General features: G+C 64.9%; 16 protein-coding genes. 5 read left to right on the top strand and 11 right to left on the bottom strand.

Annotated features, from left to right (window positions below):
- Positions 1-33 precede the first annotated feature (33 nt).
- Positions 34-813 carry a SprT family zinc-dependent metalloprotease gene (locus IAE56_RS00485; protein WP_200751022.1) on the top strand — a complete coding sequence of 260 codons (780 nt, stop codon included), beginning with the start codon at positions 34-36 and terminating at the stop codon, positions 811-813.
- Between the two features lie 59 nt (positions 814-872).
- Here the strand turns inward: IAE56_RS00485 and IAE56_RS00480 are convergent, their stop codons facing one another.
- Positions 873-1274, bottom strand: coding sequence for a hypothetical protein (locus IAE56_RS00480; protein ID WP_200751021.1), 402 nt, complete (start codon positions 1272-1274; stop codon positions 873-875).
- 681 nt (positions 1275-1955) lie between these two features.
- On the bottom strand, positions 1956-2828 hold the full coding sequence (locus IAE56_RS00475) for a methylglyoxal synthase (protein ID WP_108767228.1): 873 nt from the start codon (positions 2826-2828) through the stop codon (positions 1956-1958).
- Between the two features lie 150 nt (positions 2829-2978).
- Here IAE56_RS00475 and IAE56_RS00470 point away from each other — a divergent pair, with 150 nt between their 5' ends.
- Positions 2979-5063, top strand: coding sequence for an ATP-binding protein (locus IAE56_RS00470; RefSeq protein ID WP_325167148.1), 2085 nt, complete (start codon positions 2979-2981; stop codon positions 5061-5063).
- Here IAE56_RS00470 and IAE56_RS00465 read toward each other — a convergent pair.
- The 3 genes from IAE56_RS00465 to IAE56_RS00455 form a co-directional block, all read right to left on the bottom strand.
- Positions 5049-6494, bottom strand: coding sequence for an FAD-dependent oxidoreductase (locus tag IAE56_RS00465; protein ID WP_108767229.1), 1446 nt, complete (start codon positions 6492-6494; stop codon positions 5049-5051). The genes IAE56_RS00470 and IAE56_RS00465 overlap by 15 nt on opposite strands.
- Positions 6495-6578: 84 nt before the next feature.
- On the bottom strand, positions 6579-11033 hold the full coding sequence (gene gltB / locus IAE56_RS00460; protein ID WP_200751020.1) for a glutamate synthase large subunit: 4455 nt from the start codon (positions 11031-11033) through the stop codon (positions 6579-6581).
- Between the two features lie 173 nt (positions 11034-11206).
- Positions 11207-11596, bottom strand: coding sequence for an I78 family peptidase inhibitor (locus tag IAE56_RS00455; protein ID WP_200751019.1), 390 nt, complete (start codon positions 11594-11596; stop codon positions 11207-11209).
- A gap of 116 nt (positions 11597-11712) precedes the next feature.
- Here IAE56_RS00455 and IAE56_RS00450 point away from each other — a divergent pair, with 116 nt between their 5' ends.
- Entirely contained in the window at positions 11713-12777 is a 1065-nt protein-coding gene (locus tag IAE56_RS00450; RefSeq protein ID WP_200751018.1) for a DNA topoisomerase IB, read from the top strand.
- Positions 12778-12799: 22 nt separating this feature from the next.
- Here IAE56_RS00450 and IAE56_RS00445 read toward each other — a convergent pair whose 3' ends face one another.
- The gene (locus IAE56_RS00445) at positions 12800-13144 is read right to left on the bottom strand and encodes a hypothetical protein (RefSeq protein ID WP_200751017.1); all 345 of its coding nucleotides are present in this window, start codon (positions 13142-13144) and stop codon (positions 12800-12802) included.
- 208 nt (positions 13145-13352) lie between these two features.
- Between IAE56_RS00445 and IAE56_RS00440 the strand changes: the two genes are divergently transcribed.
- Both IAE56_RS00440 and IAE56_RS00435 read left to right on the top strand, forming a co-directional pair.
- The gene (locus tag IAE56_RS00440) at positions 13353-14459 is read left to right on the top strand and encodes an SDR family oxidoreductase (protein ID WP_200751016.1); all 1107 of its coding nucleotides are present in this window, start codon (positions 13353-13355) and stop codon (positions 14457-14459) included.
- A 68-nt stretch (positions 14460-14527) separates the two neighbouring features.
- Positions 14528-14941 (top strand): hypothetical protein, encoded by a 414-nt coding sequence (locus IAE56_RS00435; protein ID WP_200751015.1) that lies wholly within the window; start codon positions 14528-14530, stop codon positions 14939-14941.
- On the opposite strand, the gene IAE56_RS00430 is transcribed toward IAE56_RS00435, so the two are convergent.
- The 5 genes from IAE56_RS00430 to IAE56_RS00405 form a co-directional block, all read right to left on the bottom strand.
- Entirely contained in the window at positions 14914-15978 is a 1065-nt protein-coding gene (locus IAE56_RS00430) for a serine hydrolase domain-containing protein (RefSeq protein ID WP_200751038.1), read from the bottom strand. The genes IAE56_RS00435 and IAE56_RS00430 overlap by 28 nt on opposite strands.
- A 1944-nt stretch (positions 15979-17922) precedes the next feature.
- The gene (locus IAE56_RS00420; protein WP_200751013.1) at positions 17923-18942 is read right to left on the bottom strand and encodes an ATP-binding protein; all 1020 of its coding nucleotides are present in this window, start codon (positions 18940-18942) and stop codon (positions 17923-17925) included.
- Positions 18943-19013: 71 nt separating this feature from the next.
- Positions 19014-21644 carry a hypothetical protein gene (locus IAE56_RS00415; protein ID WP_200751012.1) on the bottom strand — a complete coding sequence of 877 codons (2631 nt, stop codon included), beginning with the start codon at positions 21642-21644 and terminating at the stop codon, positions 19014-19016.
- 1497 nt (positions 21645-23141) lie between these two features.
- Entirely contained in the window at positions 23142-23666 is a 525-nt protein-coding gene (locus IAE56_RS00410) for a metallophosphoesterase (protein WP_200751011.1), read from the bottom strand.
- 2 nt (positions 23667-23668) lie between these two features.
- Positions 23669-24139: an NIF family HAD-type phosphatase gene (locus IAE56_RS00405; RefSeq protein ID WP_200751010.1), complete on the bottom strand. Its 471-nt coding sequence runs from the start codon at positions 24137-24139 to the stop codon at positions 23669-23671.
- Between the last annotated feature and the right edge of the window lie 67 nt (positions 24140-24206).

Raw genomic sequence — 24206 nt, 5'->3', positions numbered from 1 at the left:
TCCAGTGGCCCCGCGCAGCGCTATGCTGGGCACATGAGCCGCCTGCTGCGCCGCCTGATCAGCCCGACCCCGCCCGCCACCGTGCAGCGCGACACCGTCCGCCTGCGCCTGGACGATGCCGAGATCGAGGTGCTGCGCGTGCGCGATCCGCGCGCGCGGCGCATCAAGCTGAGCGTGGATGAGCGCGGCGCGCGCCTGACGTTGCCGCCGCGGGCCAGCCTGGTGATGGGCGAGCGCTTCCTCGAACAGCACCGCGACTGGCTGGCGCTGCAGCTGCGCGTCTACCAGGACAACGGCCTGCCGGCACCGCTGCAGCCGGGCGAGGAGGGCATGCTGCCACTGCGTGGCGAGCTGCTGCCGGTGCGTTGGCAGGAAGGCCGCTTCGCGCGCCTGGAGATCGACGAGCATGGCGCCTGCGTGCAGTGGCCGACCCGTGCCGGCGACGCCACTCTGCGCCGACTGCTGCGTGAGTTCTATGAAGCACAGACCCGCGCCGACGTCGGCCGCTGGTTGCCGAAGTACCTGCCCGGCCTGCCGCGCGCGCCCAGCCGCGTACGCCTGAAGGTGATGTCCTCGCAATGGGGCTCGCTGGCCCCGGACGGCAGCATGGCGCTGGACCTGGCCCTGGTGCTCGGCCGCCCCGACGCCTTCGAATACGTGCTGGTGCACGAGCTCTGCCACCTGATCCAGGCCAACCACTCGCCCGCGTTTTGGCAGGAAGTGGAACAACGCTTCCCCGCGTGGCGCGAACAGCGCGATTACTTCCAGCTGGAAGGCAGACGCCTGAAGGCGATGCTGCGCCAGCTGCTGTAACGGTAGAGCCGAGCCCATGCTCGGCTGACGCGCGCAGCGCGGTCAATAACGGTTGACCGTCAGGCGGCATCCACCTGCATGTCCACGTATTCCGACAGCCCCCGGCAGGCCAGCAGCAGGCTGTCCCTCGCTCCATCGCTCAACTGCTGGCTGATATCGCCGCTCACACGGACACGCTCGATGGCATGCGCCAGCTCCAGCAGGAAGGTCAGCCCTGCATTGGCACGCTGGATGCGGGACAAGGCCACGCATTGCCCAGGGGACCGTCCTGTGCGCTGCAGCGGCTGACCATCCGCGCCCTCGCTCTGGCCGATGCGCTGCAGGCTGCCCAGCAGCGAGATGCTGTCGGCGGTCTGGTTGGCGGCCAGGGTGGATTCCAGCGGCTGGGCGATTTCATTGGGCAGCTGATTGGCAGCGTCGCCCAATGCGGCGAACAGGAAGGGATAACGATGGGCGCTCATGGCGGTCTCCTGTGCATGTTGCAGAGAGAGCCACCCCGCAGCTGCGGAGGTGGCGGACGATGCGTGGTTGCAATACCGGTGGTAGATGCATGAACGCCGGCGGGCACAGGGCCCCCACGCACCGTCCGCCATGGAGGCACAGACGGATTGCCAGTCGACGCCGCTCAACAAGCAAAGAGCGGCGCCGACCGACAAGCGTAAACAACGCATCTACACAACGGGATTGCAAGCCCGTGCCACCCGTTGTCGGTGGCTCGACATGATTTGCACGCAGCGCCCGTGCTGCCAATGAGAATTGTTGGAAAGTTCGAAAAGTTTGCAGATCATCGCGGGCTGCCGCCCATGAATGATCCCGCCCGCGAACGTGCGAATTGCGACATTGCGAAGCGCGGGGTGTTCAGTCAGCCCGACGAGAAGCAGCCGAGCGTGGGCTCGGCTCTACAGGAGCGCGCGCAGCGCGCGACCCGCTCCTGCTCTTCTTTCTTTCTTCCGTGGTGGGCACACCGGAAACTGTCCGTGGCCGGGTGGGGTGGGTTGCGCAGGGGCGTGAGCCGCATGGATGCGGCGGCCGAGCTTACAGGGACGTACTTGCAGCGTCCCCTGCGCGGCCCACCCCGCCCGGCCACGCCACGCCACAACGCCAGTCGACTGACAGTCGACTCTACCGACCGTTGGCCGCAATCAAGACCGGGCTGCGCGCAACGCCGCCGCCGCCGCCCAGCGTGCCGCCACCCGCGGTGCGGTAATGCACACCGCCTCGTCGGTCACCGTCGTCACCGCCCGCTCCAGCAGCTGGATATCGGCCTCATGCTGGCGCGCCACATGCGGATCCTCGAAGAAGATCGCGCGCTGGCAGCGGCCCTCCAGCACGCGGTCGGCAATCTGCGCATCGCCGCCCATCGGGCCGCTCTGGTAGCGCGTCACCCACGGCGTATCGGTGGGCCAGCCGCGGCTCCACGCCAGCTCGTTGAGGCGCTGGCCGGTGGTGCCGGTGGCCACGCGCTCACCGAAGCGGGCCAGCACGTCGAAATGCTCGTCGGCGAAGGCCAGCATCGCCGGCTTCATCGCATCGTGGGCGATCAGCGCCAGGGTCTGTCCTTCGAACGCATGCAGGTCATCAGCACCGGCATCGGCGGCCAATCCGGCGTGGACGCGTTCGATCTCGATCCAGTCGCGCGCGGTGGCGACGGTCGAAATGAACGGCTTGCCGTGGATCACGCACTGGCGCTTGAGCGCGGTCGCCTCGGGAAACACCGATGATGGGTCGACCGGATCGATCAGGTAGATCGCGCCATCGAGGGTGCGCTCCGGCCCCATGCCGACCACTTCGGCCACCAGCTTCATCAGGCCGCCCTGGCGGCCGTAGGGATAGCGATGCAGGCCCGCATAACCGGACAGGAAGCCGTTGCGCTCGATCGCGTCGTGGGTGCGGCCGACTGCATGCAGGGATACGCCCAGCTCGCGCAGGCCCGGCTCGCTGGCACGCAGCCAGCGGAACAGCGCGGCACGCGCGTCATGGTGGTGCAGGCGGTTGGCGGCCAGGCCGATGCGCATCGCGGGCGTCCTCTGTGGTGGAAGCGGCAGTGTATGTCGCTATCAGTATCACTGGAGCGTTTTGCAATTTTCCTCATTGTCGCTGCGGGCCGCGTCGCTAGCGTGGCAGGTGGCCGCTGCTTCGTGCAGTCTGCGGCCTGAGGAGTAATCGTGAGTGTCGCTGGTTGTCCTGATGTCGCCGCTGCGCACCGCCGCTGGCGGTGTGGCGGCCTGCTGTTGGCCCTGCTGGCCGCGCTGCCAGTGCGCGCCGACGACTGCAGCGGACCGCTGCGGCTGGTGCATGCCTCGGCGCCGTCCTCGGTACCCGCCGGCCAGGCCGGGCCGGTGCACGGGGGCATCGCCGCGATGCTGGCCGCGCTGCGCACTGCAGAGCCGACGCTGCGGGTGCAGCCGGTGGCCGCCGACCTGCTGGGCGAGGGCCAGCTGCTGGCCGGCACGCAGGCCGTGCTGGGCTGGTCGCGTGGGCAGCTGCCTTCGGGATGGCCGGCCAGCGCCACCTACCTCGAGATACCGCAGGTGATCGTACGCCGCCGCGATGCCCCGCCCATCCTCGACCTGGGCGGGCTGCGCGGGCAGACCGTGGCCACGCCCGATCCGGCACAGCTGTCGCCCCTGCTGCAGCGGCAGGCGCCCGGCGCGCTGCTGCTGCCACCGATGGCGGTGGACACCGCCCTGCGCCTGCTGGTGGCCTCGCAGGTGGATGCGGTGGTGGCCAACCTGGTCGACGTCGAGCGCCTGCTGCGGGAGGGCAACGACAACGCGCTGCAGGTCGCTGCGCCAGCCGGCTTCGACGATGCCCTGGTGCTGGCCACGACGCCGGCATGCCGGCACTGGCTGGCTGTGTTCGACCCTCACCTGGCACCGCTGTCCAGCGTGCGCGGCATTGCCTTGGCCACACCGGGCAAACCGGCATCGAGGTCGACGGACGTAGCGATGCCGCCGTGGCTGCGCGGCCTCGCCGCCGCCTTGCTGGCCCTGCTCGGGCTGGGCCTGGTGCATGCCCTCGGCTACTGGCGGCTGCATCGCGAAGCGCAGCGCCGCCGTGCCCTGCAGCAGCGCCTGCAGGAGGTCAGCGCGGGTCTGCCCGCAGTGGTCTATCGGACCCGGCGCAGCGCCACGGGTGAGTACAGCGTGCTCTACCTGACCGGCGACGTGCAGGCGCTGTTCGGCATCAGCGTGGACACCGCGCGCGTCGAGCACTGGCGGCTGCTGGCGGCCGTGCACCCGGAGGACCGCGGACCGGTGATGGCCCATGTCGATGCGGCGGCGCTGGTGCGCGGGCCGATCGACGTCACCTTCCGCGCCCGCGGGCGGATGGGCTGGCGCTGGGTGCGTTCCCACGGGCGGCCGGTGGCCAGCAGCGACGGCGATGGCAGCAGCGTCGAATGGACAGGCTACTGGATGGACGTGACCGAGGCGCAGGTGCGTGCGGCCACCTTGAACGACGCACGGCGCGAAGCCGAGCAGGCGGTGGTGGCCAAGGCCCACTTCCTGGCCAGCATGAGCCAGGAGATCGGTGCGCCAATGAATACCCTGATGAGCATGCTCGACGACCTGGCAGAGACGTCGCTGGACCCGCGCCAGCGGCAGCTGCTGGCCACCCTCGACGAGGCGGCCGCGATGCTGCGGCAGATCCTTGCCGAGGTGCTGGACAGCGAGCGGCAGCGCGAGGGCGCCGCCCCCTCCCAGGCGGTGCCGACCGATCTGGCCGCGCTGCTGCGGGGCGTGCAGCGCCTGCTGGCGCCGCTGGCTGCGAGCAAGGGCCTGCACCTGCACTGCGTGCTGGACCCGGCGCTGCAGGCCGGCTCACTGGTCGACGGCCTGCGCCTGCGGCAGATCCTGTTCAACCTGGCGGGCAACGCGCTCAAGTTCACCGCGCACGGCGGGGTCGAGCTGCGCCTGCAGGTGCAGCGCCAGGCGCCTGCAGGCCAGCACCTGCGGTTGCAGGTGACCGACACCGGCGTGGGCATCAGCCCGGCACGGCAGCGGGCGGTGTTCGCGCCTTACACCCAGGCCGAGGCCTCGACCACCCGCCGCTTCGGTGGCAGTGGCCTGGGCCTGGCCATCTGCCGCGAGCTGGCCGCCGCGCTGGGCGGCGAACTGCAGCTGCACAGCGTCCCCGACGAGGGCACCACGGTCAGCCTGGACCTGTACCTGCCTGCGTGCGACGCCCCTCCAGCGTCGGCGCCACAGGCCGCCCAGGTCCCGGCGGCGGCCGGCTCAGTGCGCCAGTAGGCGCACGATGCTGGCGGCGGCGTCGCGCCCTTCGGCCACGGCGGTCACCACCAGGTCCGCGCCGCGCACCGCATCGCCACCGGCGAACAGGCGCGGGTGCGAGGTCTGGTACGGCAGGCGGTCCTTGCCACCGGCGACGATGCGGCCATTGGACTGGCCTTCCACGCCGTGCTCGGACAGCCACGCCGGCAGCGTCGGCGAGAAACCGAACGCGATGATCACCACGTCCGCTTCCAGCAGCGATTCGCTGCCCTCGATCGGCACCGCGTTCTGGCGGCCATTGGCATCGGGCTCGCCGAGGCGGGTCTCGACCACGGTCACGCCGATCACTTCGTCATCGGCACCGGCCTCGATCGACAGCGGCTGGCGGTTGAACAGAAAACGCACGCCCTCCTCGCGCGCATTGGCCACTTCGCGCGCGCTGCCGGGCATGTTCGCCTCGTCGCGGCGGTAGGCGCAGGTCACCTTGGCCGCACCCAGGCGCACGGCGCTGCGCACGCAGTCCATGCCGGTGTCGCCGCCGCCGAGCACGACCACGCGCTTGCCGTTGAGGTCGGGCAGGGCGATGGTGTCTTCCCAGCCGGCAATCGGCCGGCCCTTCGGGTCATCGCCGCTGACGATGCGGCTGTTCTGCACCAGGAACGGCAGCGCCGGCAGCACGCCCTTCAGGTCCTGGCCGTCCAGGCCACCATCGGTGTAGCGGTAGGCGCCAGTGCCGACGAACACCGCATCGTGGCTGTCCAGCAGCTGCTGCACGCTGACATCGCGGCCGATCTCCACGCCCAGGCGGAACTGCACGCCCATGCCCTCCAGCACCTCGCGGCGGCGGTGGATCACGTCCTTGTCCAGCTTGAAGCTGGGGATGCCGAACTGCAGCAGGCCGCCGATCTGTTCGTAGCGGTCGTAGACCACGGCGGTGATGCCGGCGCGCGCCAGGCGGTCGGCACAGGCCAGGCCGGCCGGACCGGCACCGATCACCGCCACGCTCTGGCCGGTGGGCTGCACCGCATCCAGGTCGGGGCGCCAGCCGCTGGCCAGCGCGGTATCGACGATGTACTTCTCCACCGCGCCGATGGTCACCGCGCCGAATTCCTCCAGCGTGCAGCTGCCTTCGCACAGGCGGTCCTGCGGGCAGACGCGGCCGCACACTTCCGGCAGCGGGTTGGTGCTGTGGCACAGGGTGGCCGCTTCGTGGATGCGGTTTTCCTGGACCAGCTGCAGCCACTGCGGAATGGCGTTGTGCACCGGGCACTTCCAGCTGCAGTACGGGTTGCCGCAGTCCAGGCAGCGGCCGGCCTGGTACTGGGCGTCTTCCTTGCCGAACTTGCCGTACAGCTCACCCCAGTCGCCGGAGGTGCGCAGTTCGACCGGGATGCGCTGCGGCATGGTCCGGGGCAGATCGAGGAACTGGAATGCTTGCTTGCGGCTCATGGCTGGCTCTGTGGTTTTTGCGGTAGCCGGCCAGTGGCCGGCACTACGTGATCCTGGGTTGCCGGCCAGCGGCCGGCACGACCGTTACGCGGCGCGTCGCAGGGTTTCAGTCAGCGACTCGATGCTGGCGGCCTTGGGTTTGACCAGCCAGAACTTGCCGATGTAATCGCGGAACTCGTCCATGATCTGCTGCGCCCAGATACTGCCGGTCAGCTCGCGGTGGCGGCCGATCAGGCGGTGCAGGTGCTGGCGGTAGTTCTCGAAGCCCTCGGCCGATACGCGGTGGATGTCGATCAGCTCGTGGTTGTAGCGGTCGACGAAATCGCGATCGACGTCCAGCACGTAGGCCAGGCCACCGGTGAAGCCGGCGCCGAAGTTCAGGCCGACCTTGCCCAGCACCAGCACCACGCCGTCGGTCATGTACTCGCAGCAGTGGTCACCGGCACCTTCCACCACCGCCAGCGCGCCGGAATTGCGCACCGCGAAGCGCTCGCCCGCGCGACCGGCGGCAAACAGCTCGCCACCGGTGGCGCCGTACAGGCAGGTGTTGCCGATGATGGCGGTGCTGCGGGCCTCGAAGCGCGCGCCACGCGGTGGACGCACCACCAGGCGGCCGCCGGCCATGCCCTTGCCGACGTAGTCGTTGGCTTCGCCTTCCACTTCCAGGTGCAGGCCACCGACGTTGAAGGCGCCGAAGCTCTGCCCGGCACTGCCGCGGAAGCGCAGTTCCAGCGGTGCTTCGGCCATGCCCTGGTTGCCGTGCGCGCGGGCCACGGCACCGGCCAGGCGGGTGCCGATGCTGCGGTCGGTGTTGTGGATCAGGAAGCGGTGCTCGCCACCCTGCTTGTGTTCGATGGCCGGTGCCAGCAGGCCGTCCATCTGCGTGGCCAGGCTGTCCGGCGATTCGTACAGGCGCTGCGCGGCGCAGTGGCTGCCTTCGTAACGGGCATCGGCCAGCAGGCGCGACAGGTCCACGCGGACGCCGTCGCGCGGCGCGGCCTCGATCTGCCGCAGCAGATCGGTGCGGCCGACGATTTCCTCCAGCGAACGGACGCCCAGGTAGGACAGCCAGCCACGCACTTCCTCGGCCAGCAGGCGGAAGAAGTTCTCCACGCGCTCGGGCTGGCCGGTGAAGTGGTTCTCGCGCAGGCGGTCATCCTGGGTGGCCACGCCGGTGGCGCAGTTGTTGAGGTGGCAGATGCGCAGGTACTTGCAGCCCAGCACGATCATCGGCGCGGTGCCGAAGCCGAAGCTGTCGGCACCCAGCAACGCGGCCTTGACCACGTCCAGGCCGGTCTTCAGGCCGCCGTCGGTCTGCAGCAGAGTGCGCCCGCGCAGGTCGTTGGCCAGCAGCGCCTGGTGCGCTTCGGCCACGCCCAGTTCCCACGGCACGCCGGCATAGCGGATGGAGCTGACCGGCGAAGCGCCGGTGCCGCCGTCATGGCCGGAAATGGTGATCAGGTCCGCGCCGGCCTTGACCACGCCGGCGGCAATCGTGCCCACGCCGGCATGGCTGACCAGCTTCACCGACACCAGCGCGGTCGGGTTGACCTGCTTGAGGTCGTAGATCAGCTGGGCCAGGTCTTCGATGGAATAGATGTCGTGGTGCGGCGGCGGCGAGATCAGGCCGATGCCCGGCTTGGCATAGCGCAGGCGGGCGATCAGTTCGTTGACCTTGTGGCCGGGCAGCTGGCCGCCTTCGCCGGGCTTGGCGCCCTGCGCGACCTTGATCTGCAGCACTTCGGCATTGACCAGGTATTCGGCGGTGACACCGAAGCGGCCCGAGGCCACCTGCTTGATCTTGCTGCGCCGCGCGGTGCCGTAGCGCGCCGGGTCTTCGCCACCTTCGCCGGAGTTGCTGCGGCCGCCGAGGCGGTTCATCGCGATGGCCAGCGCTTCATGCGCTTCCGGCGACAGCGCGCCGAGGCTGATGGCCGCGGTGTCGAAGCGCGGGAACAGTTCACTGGCCGGGGCCACCTCGTCCAACGGCGTCGGCGCAGCGGCCGGCACCAGTTCCAGCAGGTCGCGCAGCGCCGACGGCGGCCGTGCATGCACGGCATCGCAGTACTGATGCCACGCACGCGGGTCACCGCTGCGCGCCGCGCGCTGCAGGGTGGTCACCACGTCCGGGTTGTACATGTGGTACTCGCCGCCGTGCACGTACTTCAGCAGGCCGCCGACATCCACGCCCTGCTGCGCATCCCAGGCCTGCGCGCAGAGTTCGCGTGCATCGGCATCCAGGCGGGCGAAGCCGGCACCACCGATGCGCGAGGCGGTATCGGGGAAGCACAGGTCGACCACTTCCGGTTCCAGGCCGATGATCTCGAACAGCTGCGCACCGCGGTAGCTGGCCACGGTACAGATGCCCATCTTCGAGATGATCTTCGACAGGCCCTTGTACACGCCCTTGCGGTAGCGGCGGCCGATCTGCGACTGCTCGCCGCCCTTGCTGAGCTTGAGGATGCCGCGGCGGCCCAGGTCGAACAGGGTCTGGTAGGCCAGGTACGGGTACACCGCAGTGGCGCCGAAGCCGAGCAGGCAGGCCATGTGGTGCGGGTCGCGCGCGGTGCCGGTCTCGACGATCAGGTTGACGTCGCAGCGCAGGCCCAGGTGCGAGAGGTGGTGGTGGATGGCGCTGGTCGCCAGCAGGGCGTGCACCATCGGCCGCCCGGCTACCGGGTAGCGGTCGGACAGCAGCAGCATCACCATGCCCTCGCGGGCAGCCTGTTCGGCCTCGGCGCAGATGCGCTCGATGCCGGCGCGCAGGCCTTCGTCCTCGCTGTAGGACAGGTCGAGCAGGCGGTTGGCCTGCACGTACTGGTCCATCTTCAGCAGCTGGCGCAGCTTGCGCTGGCTCAGCACCGGCGAGTTGAGGATGACGTGGTTCACCGTCTCCGGGCCGGCATGGAAGATGTTGGTCTCCTTGCCGAGCTGGGTGGACAGGGACATCGCGCAGTCTTCGCGCAGCGGATCGATCGGCGGGTTGGTGACCTGCGCGAAGGCCTGGCGGAAATAGTCGTACAGCGGGCGGCTGCGCTGGCTGAGCACGGCCATCGGCGTGTCATCACCCATCGAGCCGGTGGCTTCCTGCTCGGTCTCGGCCAGCGGCCGCAGCACCTGCTCCACTTCCTCGCTGCTCAGCTGGTACAGCTTGTGGTAGCTGCGCAGGGTGCCTTCGTCGAAGGGCTCTTCCACCAGCGACGGATCGATCAGCTCGGTCTGCAGGTAGGTGACGCCCTGCTGCAGCCACTGCTTGTACGGCGCGCGGCCACGGTTGATGCGGTCGATGGCTTCCGAATCGAGCAGGTCGCCGCGCTTGAGGTCGATGGCGATCATCTCGCCCGGGCCGAGCTTGCCCTTGCGCACCACGCGCTCGGTCGGCACTTCCCACACGCCCGCTTCGGAGGCGACCAGGAAGTGGCGGTCGGCGGTCAGCATCCAGCGCGCCGGGCGCAGGCCGTTGCGGTCCAGCGTACACACCGCATAGCGGCTGTCGCAGGCGACGATGCCGGCCGGGCCGTCCCACGGCTCGCTGTTCAGGCCATGGAACTCGTAGAACGCAGCCAGGTCGGGATCCTTGAACTCCAGCGACTGGGTCGCCGGCGGCACCAGGATGCGCAGCGCCTGGATCAGTTCCATGCCACCGGACACCATCAGCTCCAGCATGTTGTCCAGGCTCTGCGAATCCGAGCCGTGCATGGAGATGACCGGATCGAACTCGGCGATGTCGAAGCGCGGGGTCTTCCACACCTTGCTGCGCGCCTGCGCCCAGCGGCGGTTGCCTTCGATGGTGTTGATCTCGCCGTTGTGGGCGAGCATGCGGAACGGGTGCGCCAGCGGCCAGCGCGGCAGCGTGTTGGTGGAGAAGCGCTGGTGGAACACGATGGCGCTGGAGGCCAGTTCGCGGCGCTGCAGGTCCGGGAAGAAGCGGCTCAGCTTGTCCGGCAGCACCATGCCCTTGTAGCTGATCGCGTTGGGGCTGAGGGTGGTGACGTAGTAATCGGCATGCCCGCGCAGCTGCTGTTCGCTGCGGCGGCGGGCCAGGAACAGGGCCAGCGCGAAGCCGCCGTCATCCTGGCCGACACCGGCGTCGACGAACACCTGTTCGATGCGCGGCAGCGTGTCGCGGGCCAGCTGGCCGCAGACGCTGTCATCGGTGGGCACCTCGCGCCAGCCGGCCACCTTGCAGCCGACCGCTTCCACCTGTGCCTGCAGCTGCGTGCGGCAGGCCTGCGCGGCCTCGGCATCATGCGGCAGGAACACCAGGCCGGCGGCGAAGCGCGCACCCACGGTGATGCCCGCTTCGCTGGCCAGCAGTTTCAGGAAGGCATCGGGGCGGCGCAGCAGCAGCCCGCAGCCATCGCCGGTCAGCCCGTCGGCGGCGACGCCACCACGGTGGGTCATGCGCGAAAGCGCGGCGATGGCGGTGTCGACCAGTAGACGTGAGGGCTGGTCGTCAAGCTGCGCGACCATGCCGAATCCACAGGCATCGCGCTCGGAGCGCGGGTCGTAAAGCCCTTGGCGGTTGCGGGGGGCCATCTCTACCTCGATGCGAAATGAAATGAGCAGGGACACTCGTGCCCGCTCATTCCCTGGAGCGCATCATGAGGCCACCGGATGCCTCGACTAGATCACAGTTGTTGCAACGCCGCAATACACGGTTGCGCGTGCAACCAAAACGCCGGCAAACCCTTGCCGGCGTTGGCTTTCCGTCAGCCGCAGCGAGCGCCGCTGACCAGGCCCTTTTCGTCCACTTCGATGTTCAGGCGATCGCCCAGGAACTCCATCGTGGCCACGTCGTTGGGCTTGAGTACGCGCACCTGGCTGGCGGCGGCATCTTCCTGGGCCTGCTTGCCCAGCGCGTCGGTGTAGGCCTGGCCGACCAGGCTCTGCACCTGGCTGGCATCGCAGTTGCCGGCCGGCGGTGCTTCGGTGGCCTTGCCGGCTTCATCGGCCGGGGCCTTGGCGGCTTCGGCGGCCTGCTGGGCGTGGGCGGTGGCCGAATCCTGCTCATCCAGCGCTGGCGCCTGGCAGGCGGACAACGCCAGCACGGCCGGCAGCAGCAGGGCGGAGAGCGAACGGGCGCGAATCTGGAACGGCATCATGACTCCGGAACGGAAGGGACTGTGAAGACCCGAGCATAGCCGCGAAGCCCCCCTCACGTGTTTGTCTTGCGTTATTGACGTGGCCACGCCGCGCCGATCGCCACACTGGCGGCATGCCTCCTGCCCCCACCCCCGAACGACAGGCCGCACGCGCGGCGGGCCTGCGCTATGTCGATGACACCCAGCCCGGCATCAGCCGGCGCCGCGCAGGCAAGGGCTTTGCCTACCGCGATGCCGATGGCCACGCCGTACGCGATGCCGCCACCCTGCAGCGCATCCGCGCGCTGGCCATCCCGCCGGCCTACACCGCCGTGTGGATCTGCGCCCACGCCAACGGCCACCTGCAGGCCACCGGCCGCGATGCGCGCGGGCGCAAGCAGTACCGCTACCACGCCGACTGGGCGGCAGTGCGCGATTCGGGCAAGTTCGACCGCACCATCGCCTTCGGCGAAGCGTTGCCGGCCCTGCGCCGCCGGCTCAGTCGCGATCTCAAGCCGCGCGGCTTCCCGCGCGAGAAGGTGCTGGCGGTGGTGGTCGCGCTGCTGGCCGACACCCTGGTGCGGGTGGGCAATGAAACCTATGCCAAGGAAAACAAATCCTTTGGCCTGACCACGCTGCGCAACCGCCACCTGGACCTGCTGCGCGGCGGCCGCGTGCGCATGCGTTTCCGTGGCAAATCCGGGCAGCTGCACGAGGTGACCGTGGGCGACCGCCGGCTGGGCACGCTGGTGCGCGGCGTGCAGCAGCTGCCGGGGCAGGCGCTGTTCCAGTACCGCGACGACGACGGTGTCGTGCAGCCGGTCGACTCCGGTGCGGTCAATGATTACCTGCGCGAGGTGATGGGCGAGGACTTCACCGCCAAGGATTTCCGCACCTGGGGCGGCACCCTCGCGGCGGTGCAGACCTTCGCCGCCACCGAGCTGCCGGAGCCGTCCAGCCAGCGTGCGCTGGCCAAGGCGCAGCGCGAGGTGGTGTGCCAGGTGGCCGCGCGGCTGGGCAATACCCCGGCGGTCTGCCGCAAGGCCTACATCGACCCGTGCGTGTTTGCCGGCTGGGAGCGTGGCGAGTTGACCTCGCTGGCGGGCCTGCGCGGCCCGCGGCAGTGGGAGCAGGCCACGCTGAAGGTGCTGCGCCGGGCGCGGCGGCTGGCAAAGCGCCGTGGGGCAACGGCCCCGTAGCGTCGAGCTTGCTCGACGGCTCTTACCCGCAGTAGATCGCGGTGATGTTGTTGGTGCGACCGGTTTCGATGGTCAGGCGATCACCGCCTTCCTGCGCCGCACCCGCCGCCGGATCGGCCGTGCCGCTGGCGGTGTTGCCGCTGTGCTCGCGGCTGCCGCGGGTGACCTGCACGTGCAGGCTGTCGCTGTCCACGCGCGCGCGCTCGACGGTCATGTCCGAGGCGGCGAGGCCGACCGCGCCGCGCACCATGTTGGTGTGACACTGACCGGAAATCACGCCATCGATCGGCTGGATCTGGGCAACCGGACTGCTGCTGCAGGCGGCAAGGGCGAAGCAGACGGCGGCGGTGGCAATCGCATGTTTCATCTGGGCATTCCTCGTGTCGTGGCCTGAAGAGTGCGACGACACGCGTGGTGGCGGAATGAATGCCGTGCACGCGATGGACACGGTGCGCTCACTGCCACCGACAACGCGGGTAGGGACACTGCACGAGCGGCGCACGCCGCCCCCGCACGCCGCCCCCGGTAGTGCCGGCCGCTGGCCGGCAGCCCCTTTCCCTCCCGAGGAGACCTGCATGGCCACCACCAAGAAGACCCCCGCCCGCCGCAAGGCGTCGCCCAAGGTGCGCAAAGGCAGCACCACGGCAAAGACCGTCGCCGAAACCGACCGCCCCCGCGTGGTGAAGACCGCCACCCGCAAGGCCGCGTCGAGTGACCCGCGTGCCGCACGCGTCGCGTCGCGCCAGCGGCGCCTGCAGGACCAGGAGAAAGCCAAGGATGCGCGCGCCACCAAGAAGGCGACGAAGAAGACCGCCACCCAGGCCGGCGCACGCCGGCAGCCCGAAACGATGCCGGCCCAGCACCTGCCCAAGCCCGGCCACGAACACGCACTCGAACTCGCGCCGCGCTTCCTTGCACCGGATTACGTGGGCAGCGGCAAGCTGCAGGGCATGCGCGCGATCATCACCGGTGGCGATTCCGGCATCGGCCGCGCGGTGGCCGTGCTGTTCGCCCGCGAAGGTGCCGATGTCGCCGTGCTGCACCTGGATGAAGCGGAGGATGCGGACGTCACCCGCCAACACGTGGAACGCGAAGGCGGGCGCTGCGTGGTGATTGCCGGTGACGTGCGTGACCCGCGCTTCTGCAACAAGGCGGTGAAGCAGGTGGCCAAGGCCTTCGGCGGCATCGACATCCTGGTCAACAACGCGGCCTTCCAGCTGCATTGCGAACGTCTGGAAGACCTGGAAGACGCGCACCTGCAGGAGACCCTGCAGACCAATATCGGCGGCTACATCCAGATGGCACGGGCGGTGCTGCCGCATCTGGGCGAGGGCGCCAGCATCATCAACACCGGCTCGGAAACCGGCCTGTTCGGCAGCAAGGCACTGATCGATTACTCGGCGACCAAGGGCGCCATCCATGCCTTCACCAAGGCGCTGGCCAGCCAGCTGCTGCCGCGTGGCATCCGGGTCAACTGCGTGGCGCCGGGGCCGGTGTGGACGCCGCTGAACCCGGCCGACAAGCAGGCCGAGGACGTGGCCGAGTTCGGCAAGGACAGCGACATGGGCCGCCCCGCGCAGCCGGAAGAGCTGTCGCCGGCCTATGTGTTCCTGGCCTCGCCCGCGTGCGCCAGCTACATCAGCGGCGCGATCCTGCCGGTGATGGGCGGCCCGCGCGGCTGACGCGGCGGTGGTGCCGGCCGCTGGCCGGCAGCTATCCTCGGCGCATGCGAACAGAGGACGGGTTGGGCATGGACGGCACCGTTGAATACCTGTGGCTGCCGCCCGGCGCGACACCGCCCGAACGGGCCTGCTCCCCTTACCGCGCCATTGTTGCTGTCGAAGCAGCCGTGGAGGCGGACTGGCAGGCGCGGGTGAGTGGCTGGTTGGTGCGCAGCGGTTGCCGCTACATGATGGCCTGGGGCATCGAGTGCAGCGGTTGGGATGATGCGGTGGACCTGGGATCGCTGGAGGGCGAGGGCGCGGACTTCGTGATGACCACCTGGCATGACCGCGACACCTTGGCGGAGGTGTTCGCGTTCTGCGCCATTGCCCAGCACCCTACGCTGGAACTGCCGCACACACTGGTGTTGCATGTGGCTGAGACGGCCGACGAGACGCGCGTGCTTGCAGATGTTCAGGGCGCTGTTGCAGCAGGCGCATGAAGATCGGCGATGCGCGGAATGAACCGCTGCGGGTTGGCGCCGACCAGGTTGGTCAGCACCACCACCGCCACGCCGCGGTCGGGGTAGACGATGAAGGCCGAGCGCGTGCCACCGATGCCGGCCACCTGACGGTCCGGCGCCGCCTGCAGCACCGGCCACCCGGCGGCCCAGGGGCCGGCCCGGCCATCGGCGAGCGGCTCGGCGGTCCACATGCGCGTGCGCGCAGGCGCGCCCAGCAGGCGGCCGTCGGCCAGCGCGGCCAGCCAACGGGCGGTGTCATCGGCGGTGGTCAGGATGCCACCGCCGGCCCACAGGCTGGGCGGCATGTCGTAGAACCAGTGCGAGAGGCGCGGCGGCGTGTCGGCGGCCTCGGTTGCACGCGGTGCCAGGCTGTACATCGTCGCCGCGTCGGGCACCAGATCGTAGCTGTCGCCAAAGGTGGTGCGGTCCATGCCGACCTTGCCGAACTGGCTGCTGGCGAGGAAGCGCTCGTACGGCATGCCCGATTGCCGCGCGATCCGCGCCAGCAACAGGTAGTTGGTCTGGTTGTAGGCGAAGCGCTGGCCGGGTGCGGCATCCATCGGCCGCGCGGTCACGGCCTGCCAGGCCTGCGCCTCGGTACCGCCGCCCAGCAGCCCGCGCTCATCGAGGATGTCCGGCAGGCCCGAGGTGTGCGCCAGCAGCTGGCGCACGCGAACCCTCTGCCAGGCCGGCGGCAACGCATCGAGATAGCGCGCCAGCGGCGCATCCAGATCCAGCTTGCCCTGCTGCGCCAGCTGCGCGGCCGCCACGCCGGTGAAGGCCTTGGTGGCCGAGTTCAGCGGAAAGCGCGTGCTGCGCGTCGCGGCGACGCCGTTCTCGACGTTGGCCAGGCCGAAGGCTTCGGACAGCACCACCTGGCCGTCCTTGACCACCGCCACCTGCAGGCCGGGGATGCGCGCGTCCTGCATGGTCTGGCGGATCAGGCGGCGTGCCTGCTCGTTGGCGGCATCAGGGCCGGGCGAAGCGGCTGCCACTGGCAGGGCGGCGAGGAGCAGGAGCAGGACGGGCAGCGTTGGGCGGAACATGGGGATTCCAGACGGGTTGTCGGAAATCGGATGCGTGGGGCGGGGAGAAGGTTTAAGCCTGTGCAGACCATTAAAGATTGACGCTGATTTCCAACAAAGTTTGTCGCCCGCCCCGCCGGCGGCACCTTCACAGTCCAAGCCATTGATTCTATTGACGTGATATGAGGCCCTCGGCTGTAGGGCCCCAGTCTTAGCTCGTCAACAGCGGGGCGAGGTCCACAGGTCCAATATTGCCTTCTGAAGGAGCAGGACCACGTGCGGCTCGCTCTGCTCTCGGCATGCGAGAAAAAGTGAGATGAGGTCGACATGGCAGCTGGGGCCAGCGAGAGCTGCAGGCGGCACGCGCCAAAGCTCGATTTCATCAATTCCTACAGTGCCTTGGCCGGGTTGAAGCTGACACGCAATGATGTCCCCCGCGTCTTCGTGAAAGACGGCCAGCCGCCGGGTGGCTGGAGGAGCTAGCCCGGCGACTAACGCTAGAGCTGAGGCCCCAGAGAGCCTTACGTGCTCAGGAACTGGGTCGCATCGTGGTGTCCGAACCACGCTAGTCACCGGGCTTCTGCAGAGCGCCTGAATCAACGACCAGGCAATCAGGGGTTCGTCTAGCTCTATTCGATACCCCTTTACACCCCAGTCCACAACAGCAATACCGAAGTCAAAGATCTCATGGGCGATCAAGCGAGCACTTCTATAGGGAAGCCCAAGGCAGAACATCTTCTCTGCAACGATGAAATGACGCTCACCGCTTATGAGCGCGCTAGTCAAAACGCCCTGAGCGACAGGGCTCAGTGGCGTGCGGTCCATCTCGTTAATCCGGTTGATCCATCAAAATTCGAGCGGCCTGCCTGCGCGTCCGCTTAAGATATTCATCTGTGAGATCCGGAAACAATTGCGAAAAACCTAGATCTCTCATGTAGAACATCGCGCCGACCTGGGCAAGCGTAGGTATAGGGTGATCAGGAGGCGCAAGAAGCCCGGACTCCAGCGTTGTCCGGATCGACTGGAGCAATAGACCCTCTGCTTTAATGCGCGCTCGGCCCGGCACGAACTGTGATTCGAAGGCAAATCGACTTGCCTGCTCCGCGGCCAACCTGGGCGTACGGATCAGAGAGACTGCGGAAACCTGATACTTACAAGCAGTACCTACAATGTTGGCTATCGTCGGAATGTTCCAGTGGGGAATGGTTGGTGCTAACTCCGAGTGAGCTCCTTCATCTGGCCAATCCTCGTGATCCAACGCCCCGTAGAACTCTGCCAGGCAACTCGCATTGGTTCGCGTAAGATCGCCAGCCGAGATCGCACCAACTATCTCCTGAACTTCAGCTTCGCCAAAAAAAGGCCTGAACTCGGGGCGAACCAGTCGATCAGGGCCAACCAGACTAGCTTTGCAGTGAATGCATTGATCCAGTTGTCCCCTATTGGAGCCGTCACCTTTCGAGTAAACAGTGTGAGGTTGAGTGCACCGTGGGCAGATCGTCCTGAGTAGAACTTTGTGAAAGGGGCATCGCATCATAAATCGCGATGTCCATATCAAGCGGTCGAACGCGGGACGCATACGTTTGCGGTCCTCGACAAAGCACTGCTCGCACCATGCTCGTGCAGTTCTTAGTGACGTGTTGCGAGGACTACATCCGTCAGACGATAGCGGAAGAAATGTCAGGCGAGTCAAGTCAGGGCTACCGCTTAGCTCCGCGAGAAGATCGAGCTCCGAGCGTGCGTCAGTTGGCGGTCGAGGTACACGGCGGTCACGCGCGGGGTCGGCAGCTTCATCGTACGCGCGTACCCGTTTGACAATCCCTGACAGCTGACGGGGTGTTAGGCCGTTACTCGCGGCTAAACGTGACTGAAACGAAGTCAAAGACTCTACTTCCTCTGTTCCGAGCCCGATCGGATCTAATTTCAGAAGAAAAGTAGTCATTGCGCGCTAGGGTAGCGATCAGGATTGCGCTGGAATGGCCGCCCTTTCTTGGGCTTAGGTGGCACCTTCGTGGACTTGGGTGGCATCTTGCCAGGAGCGCCAATCAACGTAAGCTCGCCCTCTGAATCTGCCTTCCATTCCACCTGCTGAAGCCGATCCATCCCATCTGCGATGTCTTTTCGCTGCACCTCCCACTGCAGCTTGGTGGGACGGCGCTCAGCGAGAGACGTCTTATCAAACGGAATTCCGTGAGCTGCACACCAGGACAAACAGTCTTTGAGCCTGCGTTCAAGAACACCAACGCATCCGTTCGACTCCTCAATCAGCATGCTCGCCGAATCGATAAGGATCTTTCCCAAGCCGAACAGTTTGGGGCTCTTTGACATCGTCTTGAGAATTCGCTCCCACTCGCCTAAACCTGTCGTCAGGTCATACGGAGCCAAGTGGAGCACGACTGTTCGCATGGCCAAGTGCGAACGTATAGAAAGTGCAGGCTCAAGTAGGTCATAGCCTCCGCACACTACAAGGTTCCTGTCAGGCCCTGCCAAATTCTTGAGAGACTCCATCAGTGTTGCGGCGAACTTTGGGTCTTTGGTGCGAGTGATAGCCTGGCCTTCATCAATCAAGACGTACCGAACCCCGCGGCGGGACACGAGCTCTGTCAAATTCCCAAGCAACACGTCCTCACTGTGGCTCCTTGGCGTGGGGTAGAAGCCTGCTCGCTCTATGCGCGCAGGATCGAACAGCGGGTGGCCTCCATCTTCAAGAAGCGCACGGATCAGCTGCTTCGGCGTCATTCGGGAATCCTGCGAGGGATTTGCCCTTGCGCCAATGATGGGGATATGGCCTAGCTCTACGTGTGTGTAGAGCGTATCCCTAAGATGCCGTGCGAGAAGCCCCAATAGCTGAGACTTGCCGTTGTTGGAAGGTCCTACTATCAGAATGATGTCGCCGCCGTTGCTGAGCCCGGTAAACGCCTTCAGATAGCGCCAGAGGATTGAAAAGTTCTGATGCATGATGGGGGCGACCGTGAAAGCCGGAGCCATATTCTCAAGCTCGGAGACAAATCTGGTCTTAGGACACGCAATCACTGGGCACCGCCTTCATAGATATCAAGTTCACTAACGTCTTCCCAGTCAGTACTGGTACTTCCCTCCGGAGGTCCCGCAGCTGTGTCGTCATGCGGCGCGCTTGGGTGTGCCTGCTCAGAATCGCTGTTCCGACCACCTTCTTCCGTCGACATCGCTAGTTCTGCCTGATATTCACCAGCGAGCACAGGCCTTGGTTGAGTCTGACTGGAGGCGGCAATGGACGACGCTTCGTCGGTGGCTCGCCTTGCGCGACGTGAAATCTCGATTGCTTCGTGCAGCGGCAATAGACTGGCTGTCGTGCCTCTGGCTTCGTGGTCGTGCGCAGCTTCCATCAAGATGGACTCGACACTTCTACCCGCAGAGGCAAGCCCCTCACGACAGATTGCCGTGTGCCACTGGCCGTCCAAGAAGAAGTACATCACCGATCCACCGGACTCCGGGTCAAGTCGAGGGTGCAGCGCGCTAACCTTTATCGACTTCCCGATCAATACAGGAGAGTAGTACCGCCGATCTTCCCAACGTATAGCGCCTCTGGTCTCCGTCTTGCCCTTAATCGGCTTCATGAAGGGCGACGTGTAGACGTAGAACCTGAAGTCCAAATCACAAGGAACGCCTTGAGCACCGAAGAGCTCTTCCGAGCGAAGCCGCAGGGCAATCCGGTCAACTCCTTCATCTCCATAGGCTGAGCCATCGTTGATCCAGGCCATTGCAATGTTGAGATCAATCATCAGATCACGGAGCTTGCGCTTAGGGAGGTTCTTAGGTTGATGACTTGCGGAGGTGCCGCGCATGGTCTTTACGGCTGGAATGTAGCCGGCAGCACCCTTTACCGCAGTCTCCTGAATGGTCCAGTGATAGCGCTCGATCTCACTCCCCGCTTTAGCTTTTGCAGGCGGGCGCCTGATCAAGGACACTCCGAGTTCCGCTGCCGCGATGCAGAACTGCTTGCTCAAGAAGTCAGAGCCGCAGTCGTGGTAGATGTAGCGACTGAGATACCCATGCTTCCGAACACACTGACGCATCAGAAGGCCGAGTGTCGCCGCGCTAGGAGACTCGAATCTGATGACGGCCGCGAGTATCTCTTTGTGTTTGTGGCACAAAAAGCTACTGAGTTGAGGGGAACGCTCAGACTCCTCACAAAGTACCGGCAGATGGCAGTGGTCGCTGTGTGACACCTGGAATGGGAGGGTACACAGCGGCTTCTGGACTGATGGATCGCCATAGGCAGAGTCTGCGTTTGCCCTGCGCTTGCCACCGATCCCATAGGCGTCCTTTGCATTGTGGCGTCGACTGTTCCAGAGTCCGTAATAGGTAGAGAGGCCAACAAGCTTGAGCGCACGCCCATCACTCACGGCTTGAGCGACATCGAGCTTGTAACTGGCATAGGACTGCTGAACAGAGTCATGGTGTGGGCTACCTCGATCAGTCCTGATCCTCGCACCTGCAAACTCGATGTCATCGCTAGTGAAAGTCGGCTTCCTGCCGCACTTATCCCAATTTGGGTACAGGCCACGAATGCCGTGCGTCATGTAGAGCTTCTTGATCCGCTGTTCGGTACGCTTTCCGAACTTGCTGACGCCGCTGAACTCCGCAGGATCCATCCCCGTCGCGATCGCGTAGCGGATGCCGACGAGTGGTAGATGCTTTGGATCGCAGGTGACCCACGAGACATCGGCACCGCGAACTGCTGCGGCTGCCAACGCTTCCACAGCCCTTCCTACATTGCAGGCGTCGGCCGGTGTGATGCAGATGCACGTGTTCTCGGGGTCCCACAGGCTGCAGCGCTGGAGATCGACGAATACATGGCCATCGCAGATCGCTCGGAGAATCTCCGTTCCAGTTTCCAAGTGCAGCTTGTCGACAATTGCTGCCAAGCTTGTCGGTTGCTTCTTGGCGACAAACTTCTTAATTGCGGAGAGTGACCCTTCGTCGCGCTCCGAATTGGATATTTCCTGGCTTGCAAGTAGCCTTAGATTCTCCGAATAGATCCACGAGATAGTCTCTGCCGGCACAACCTGGTGAACAATGCCAAGCTCACCAAAGTACTTGTGGGGCGGCTTATAAGTAAATTGGCCACTCTCATATGCCCAGAGGTGAGGACTTTCCTTCTGTAAGGCAGTCAGCGCTTCTAGTGGCTTCACTTCATACACAACTACTTTGTCGCGATGGATGACGAGGTAGTCAGGCGTGTGTTGATAGCTGTGGAGGCGGCCAGCCGGTGTCCGCCACGGCGCGAAGACCGTGGTGGGCTGGTCGATCAGAAACAGCGTGGACGGGTGAGCGCTGACGCATATAGCGAAATCGTGCTCAGAGCTCGACTCAAACTGTATCGTCGCCGCCCTAGGATCTACCCGAAAGCCACTCTGCACGAAGCTCTGAATCTCTCCAACGCGGCTTCGCTGATGTGCACCGCCAACCTTTCTGGCGGGAGGACTATTGAGTGCTTGAATGACATAGCAGATGCCTTCCTCCGGTAACCCCAAGGAACGAAGGTGTGCGACCGTGTCCTCCAAACTGATGAAGTTTGCAAGGTCGCTTTTCGTCCGGGGGCGGCAGCCCGCAGACCAGGAAGCCTCCGCGCACGACTTAAGATCGTCCGCACAGATAACTGTGGCAGCATGTTCCACGCCTGATGAATCCGGCGGCTGCACCGAATTTGGCAATCTGGCCATAATTTAGGCAAAAAGATTGGCCTCCCCGCTTTGACGGGGCCCCACGAGGTGGTATCGTAGGGACGTCTGGCGTTCAAATCAGACATACCCTAGCGGTTCCCGAGGCCCGTGCTTCCGCAAGCACGGGCCTCGTTTTATGGGCTGGCGACTTAGTGCGCTTGCTCCTTATCGTTTGCTTTTGCGTTCAGGTTATCTGGGCGCTTGTACTGCTCAAACAACCAATCGGCCAGGTCACCCGATCGAATGACGCGAGTGCGTCTTCCGGGAAGCAACACAGCTGGGACGCCCAGTCGGTCATTGGCAGCGGCTCTACGAGCTGCCCCGTAGGTTCGAAAGCCCATGACCTGCCATGCTTCCGTGATCGGAACGAACAAGCCGTGCTCATTCGTGATCCGCTCAGTGAGTTCGCTTGGCGAACGGGACTGAAGGACATGGTGCTGGATGGCAAGGGGATTCATCCCCGAAACGCTAAACCATTTCTTCTGATACGCAAACACCCCTCGCCAATGCTATTGATGCGCGAACGTGGCGATTGAGCGACAAACTTTCGAGAAGCCTTGATGCCAAAGGATTTGCACGATTTTCTCTCGCGATTCGCGATTGGCGCGAAGATGGCGCCGAGTGAATGAACTTAAATCTACTGCCATTGAATTGCGCAAGCTAGTCCAGACTGCCGTGTAGGAAGCATGTGCATGGAAGCAACTCAACCCAAGCGATGTGTGCCTCAATTGCGGCAACTTTCCTATAATTTATGATAGATCGCTTGATCGCGTCCGCATGCGGACGATCGTGTTTCCTGTCTCATCAGCGCGCCTGGTGTCACGGACGGAGATCTGTCAAGCCTCCTTCCGTGGTGGTGCGGATGAGCCGGCCGGCAGCGAGCCGGCCGGCAGTGTAGGGATGCAATATTAGATACGTCGAAAACTTCTGAGCCGTTATGATGATTATCAGGCAATGCCAATCACGTTGAGCTTATTGGGGGCTCGATAATGATCAAGAATCCGGACTGACTGGTCTTATATTGACTATTAGTTCTAGATATTTAAGGAGTTGCCGTGCGTGCCATTGCGAACTGCCTTGCCCGATTCGGGATTCATGATTGATCCGGATAGAAAATTAGGTTTATGCAGGTCTGGCAGAAATGAGCCGGCTATCACATCTAAAGGACGGCTACGAAACTTGGGTCGTAGTGTGGGTTCCCCCAACATCGTTTCTCCGTTGGCTCGGCCATTGGATAGCATAATGGGCTGCAAACTATTTTTGATTCACCTATCGGGTAGTCCATCGAATCATGGGCAGGGCCGGGGATCCAAAGATCTGACTTTTCAATCAACGCATCTAAATTGGAGGCAAATGCCGCCGACAGGTGCTGGTCTCGGTAGAGCTCTGTGATGGACCTGCGGCATGCCGCCATGAGCGTTGCGACAACGGTGTGGCCCTGAAAGAGCTCAGTCAATCTTTACTCAGGCCACCGTCGATCTTGCTGTGCCACTGCACTGTATCCATTGGCCGTATGCGACGGTAGCCGCCCTTGGCCAGCCTGATTCTTCTGTAGTCACTGAGCCTGGTGCTAGCCTCCGCCATGGATGCCTGATAGTGATCAGATCCCAGATGCCGGCAGTCTGTCCACAGTGTCGCGCCCAAAAATCTAACACCTTCAAGAATCAACTCACGCCTTTCCAGGTAGTGGATATGTCCGGTAGCTACACATGCAGCTCCCAATTCCCTTTTGAGCGAATCGAGGTTGTGGCCATATCCCTCGTGGCTTCCTGGAACATAGATGACCGGTAGGCCTGAGAACGCCTCATGTGAGCATGCCACGGCGCGAACGCCGACCTCTATGTCGCCCGCGAGCACAATGATGTCAGGCTGCGATACGCGGAGATCGGGCTGTATCGTCTCCAGTCCAGCCTTGGCGGTGGCATTGGCATCGTGCCAAACCTCGCTATGCAGATCCGAGAGGACCAGCAAGCGCATGGCTACCTAGGATCAATAGCAATTGGCGAATAGCCATTGCCACTGAGAACCGCAACGCGTTCAACCAACTGCCGGTACGCAACGCTCAACCCATCGTCCTTCGACGAGTAGGGGGACCCGAACAGAGAGATCTCAACCCAAAGATGCTCCTGCCCCGGCTTCACATACGGACCGTGATCATCAAGCAGCAATGCCTCACCCAGACGAGGCGAAACGAAGGAGAGATCCTTGGTGTGGCCTGACCACGATACATAGACGAGGTCGGCAAACCACTCTGGAGCCGTGGCTTCGCCTACCAACAGTTTGGCAATGCTTCTAACCCTGGCCTCGGGTACCGTGGTGAAGAACACAAGGTGATCAAAGTGAGACCGAACAGCGTTCAAGAACGCATGCAGACCAGGCCTCGGAATCTGACTGATTGCATTGGAGATGAGCGTCCCTTCCAGGTCCAATGCCAGGATGGTGGGCTTCATACGTGGCCTCCGCTTTCACTCGGAGTCCATACCTTGCACCGCTGCTGGGCACCTGTCTACCGCGTGA

Source organism: Stenotrophomonas sp. S41, from assembly GCF_016624625.1.
Classification (GTDB): Bacteria; Pseudomonadota; Gammaproteobacteria; order Xanthomonadales; family Xanthomonadaceae; genus Stenotrophomonas.
The sequence above is the reverse complement of the archived record's forward strand: the minus strand, read 5'-3'. Positions and strand labels throughout refer to the sequence as shown.

Bases quoted from the DNA above. Each gene is read 5' to 3' on its own strand.
- IAE56_RS00485 (WP_200751022.1), top strand. From the start codon at position 34: ATGAGCCGCCTGCTGCGCCGCCTGATCAGCCCGACCCCGCCCGCCACC.
- IAE56_RS00480 (WP_200751021.1), bottom strand. From the start codon at position 1,274: ATGAGCGCCCATCGTTATCCCTTCCTGTTCGCCGCATTGGGCGACGCT.
- IAE56_RS00475 (WP_108767228.1), bottom strand. From the start codon at position 2,828: ATGCGCATCGGCCTGGCCGCCAACCGCCTGCACCACCATGACGCGCGT.
- IAE56_RS00465 (WP_108767229.1), bottom strand. From the start codon at position 6,494: ATGAGCCGCAAGCAAGCATTCCAGTTCCTCGATCTGCCCCGGACCATG.
- gltB (WP_200751020.1), bottom strand. From the start codon at position 11,033: ATGGCCCCCCGCAACCGCCAAGGGCTTTACGACCCGCGCTCCGAGCGC.
- IAE56_RS00455 (WP_200751019.1), bottom strand. From the start codon at position 11,596: ATGCCGTTCCAGATTCGCGCCCGTTCGCTCTCCGCCCTGCTGCTGCCG.
- IAE56_RS00450 (WP_200751018.1), top strand. From the start codon at position 11,713: ATGCCTCCTGCCCCCACCCCCGAACGACAGGCCGCACGCGCGGCGGGC.
- IAE56_RS00445 (WP_200751017.1), bottom strand. From the start codon at position 13,144: ATGAAACATGCGATTGCCACCGCCGCCGTCTGCTTCGCCCTTGCCGCC.
- IAE56_RS00440 (WP_200751016.1), top strand. From the start codon at position 13,353: ATGGCCACCACCAAGAAGACCCCCGCCCGCCGCAAGGCGTCGCCCAAG.
- IAE56_RS00435 (WP_200751015.1), top strand. From the start codon at position 14,528: ATGGACGGCACCGTTGAATACCTGTGGCTGCCGCCCGGCGCGACACCG.
- IAE56_RS00420 (WP_200751013.1), bottom strand. From the start codon at position 18,942: ATGCATCAGAACTTTTCAATCCTCTGGCGCTATCTGAAGGCGTTTACC.
- IAE56_RS00410 (WP_200751011.1), bottom strand. From the start codon at position 23,666: ATGCGCTTGCTGGTCCTCTCGGATCTGCATAGCGAGGTTTGGCACGAT.
- IAE56_RS00405 (WP_200751010.1), bottom strand. From the start codon at position 24,139: ATGAAGCCCACCATCCTGGCATTGGACCTGGAAGGGACGCTCATCTCC.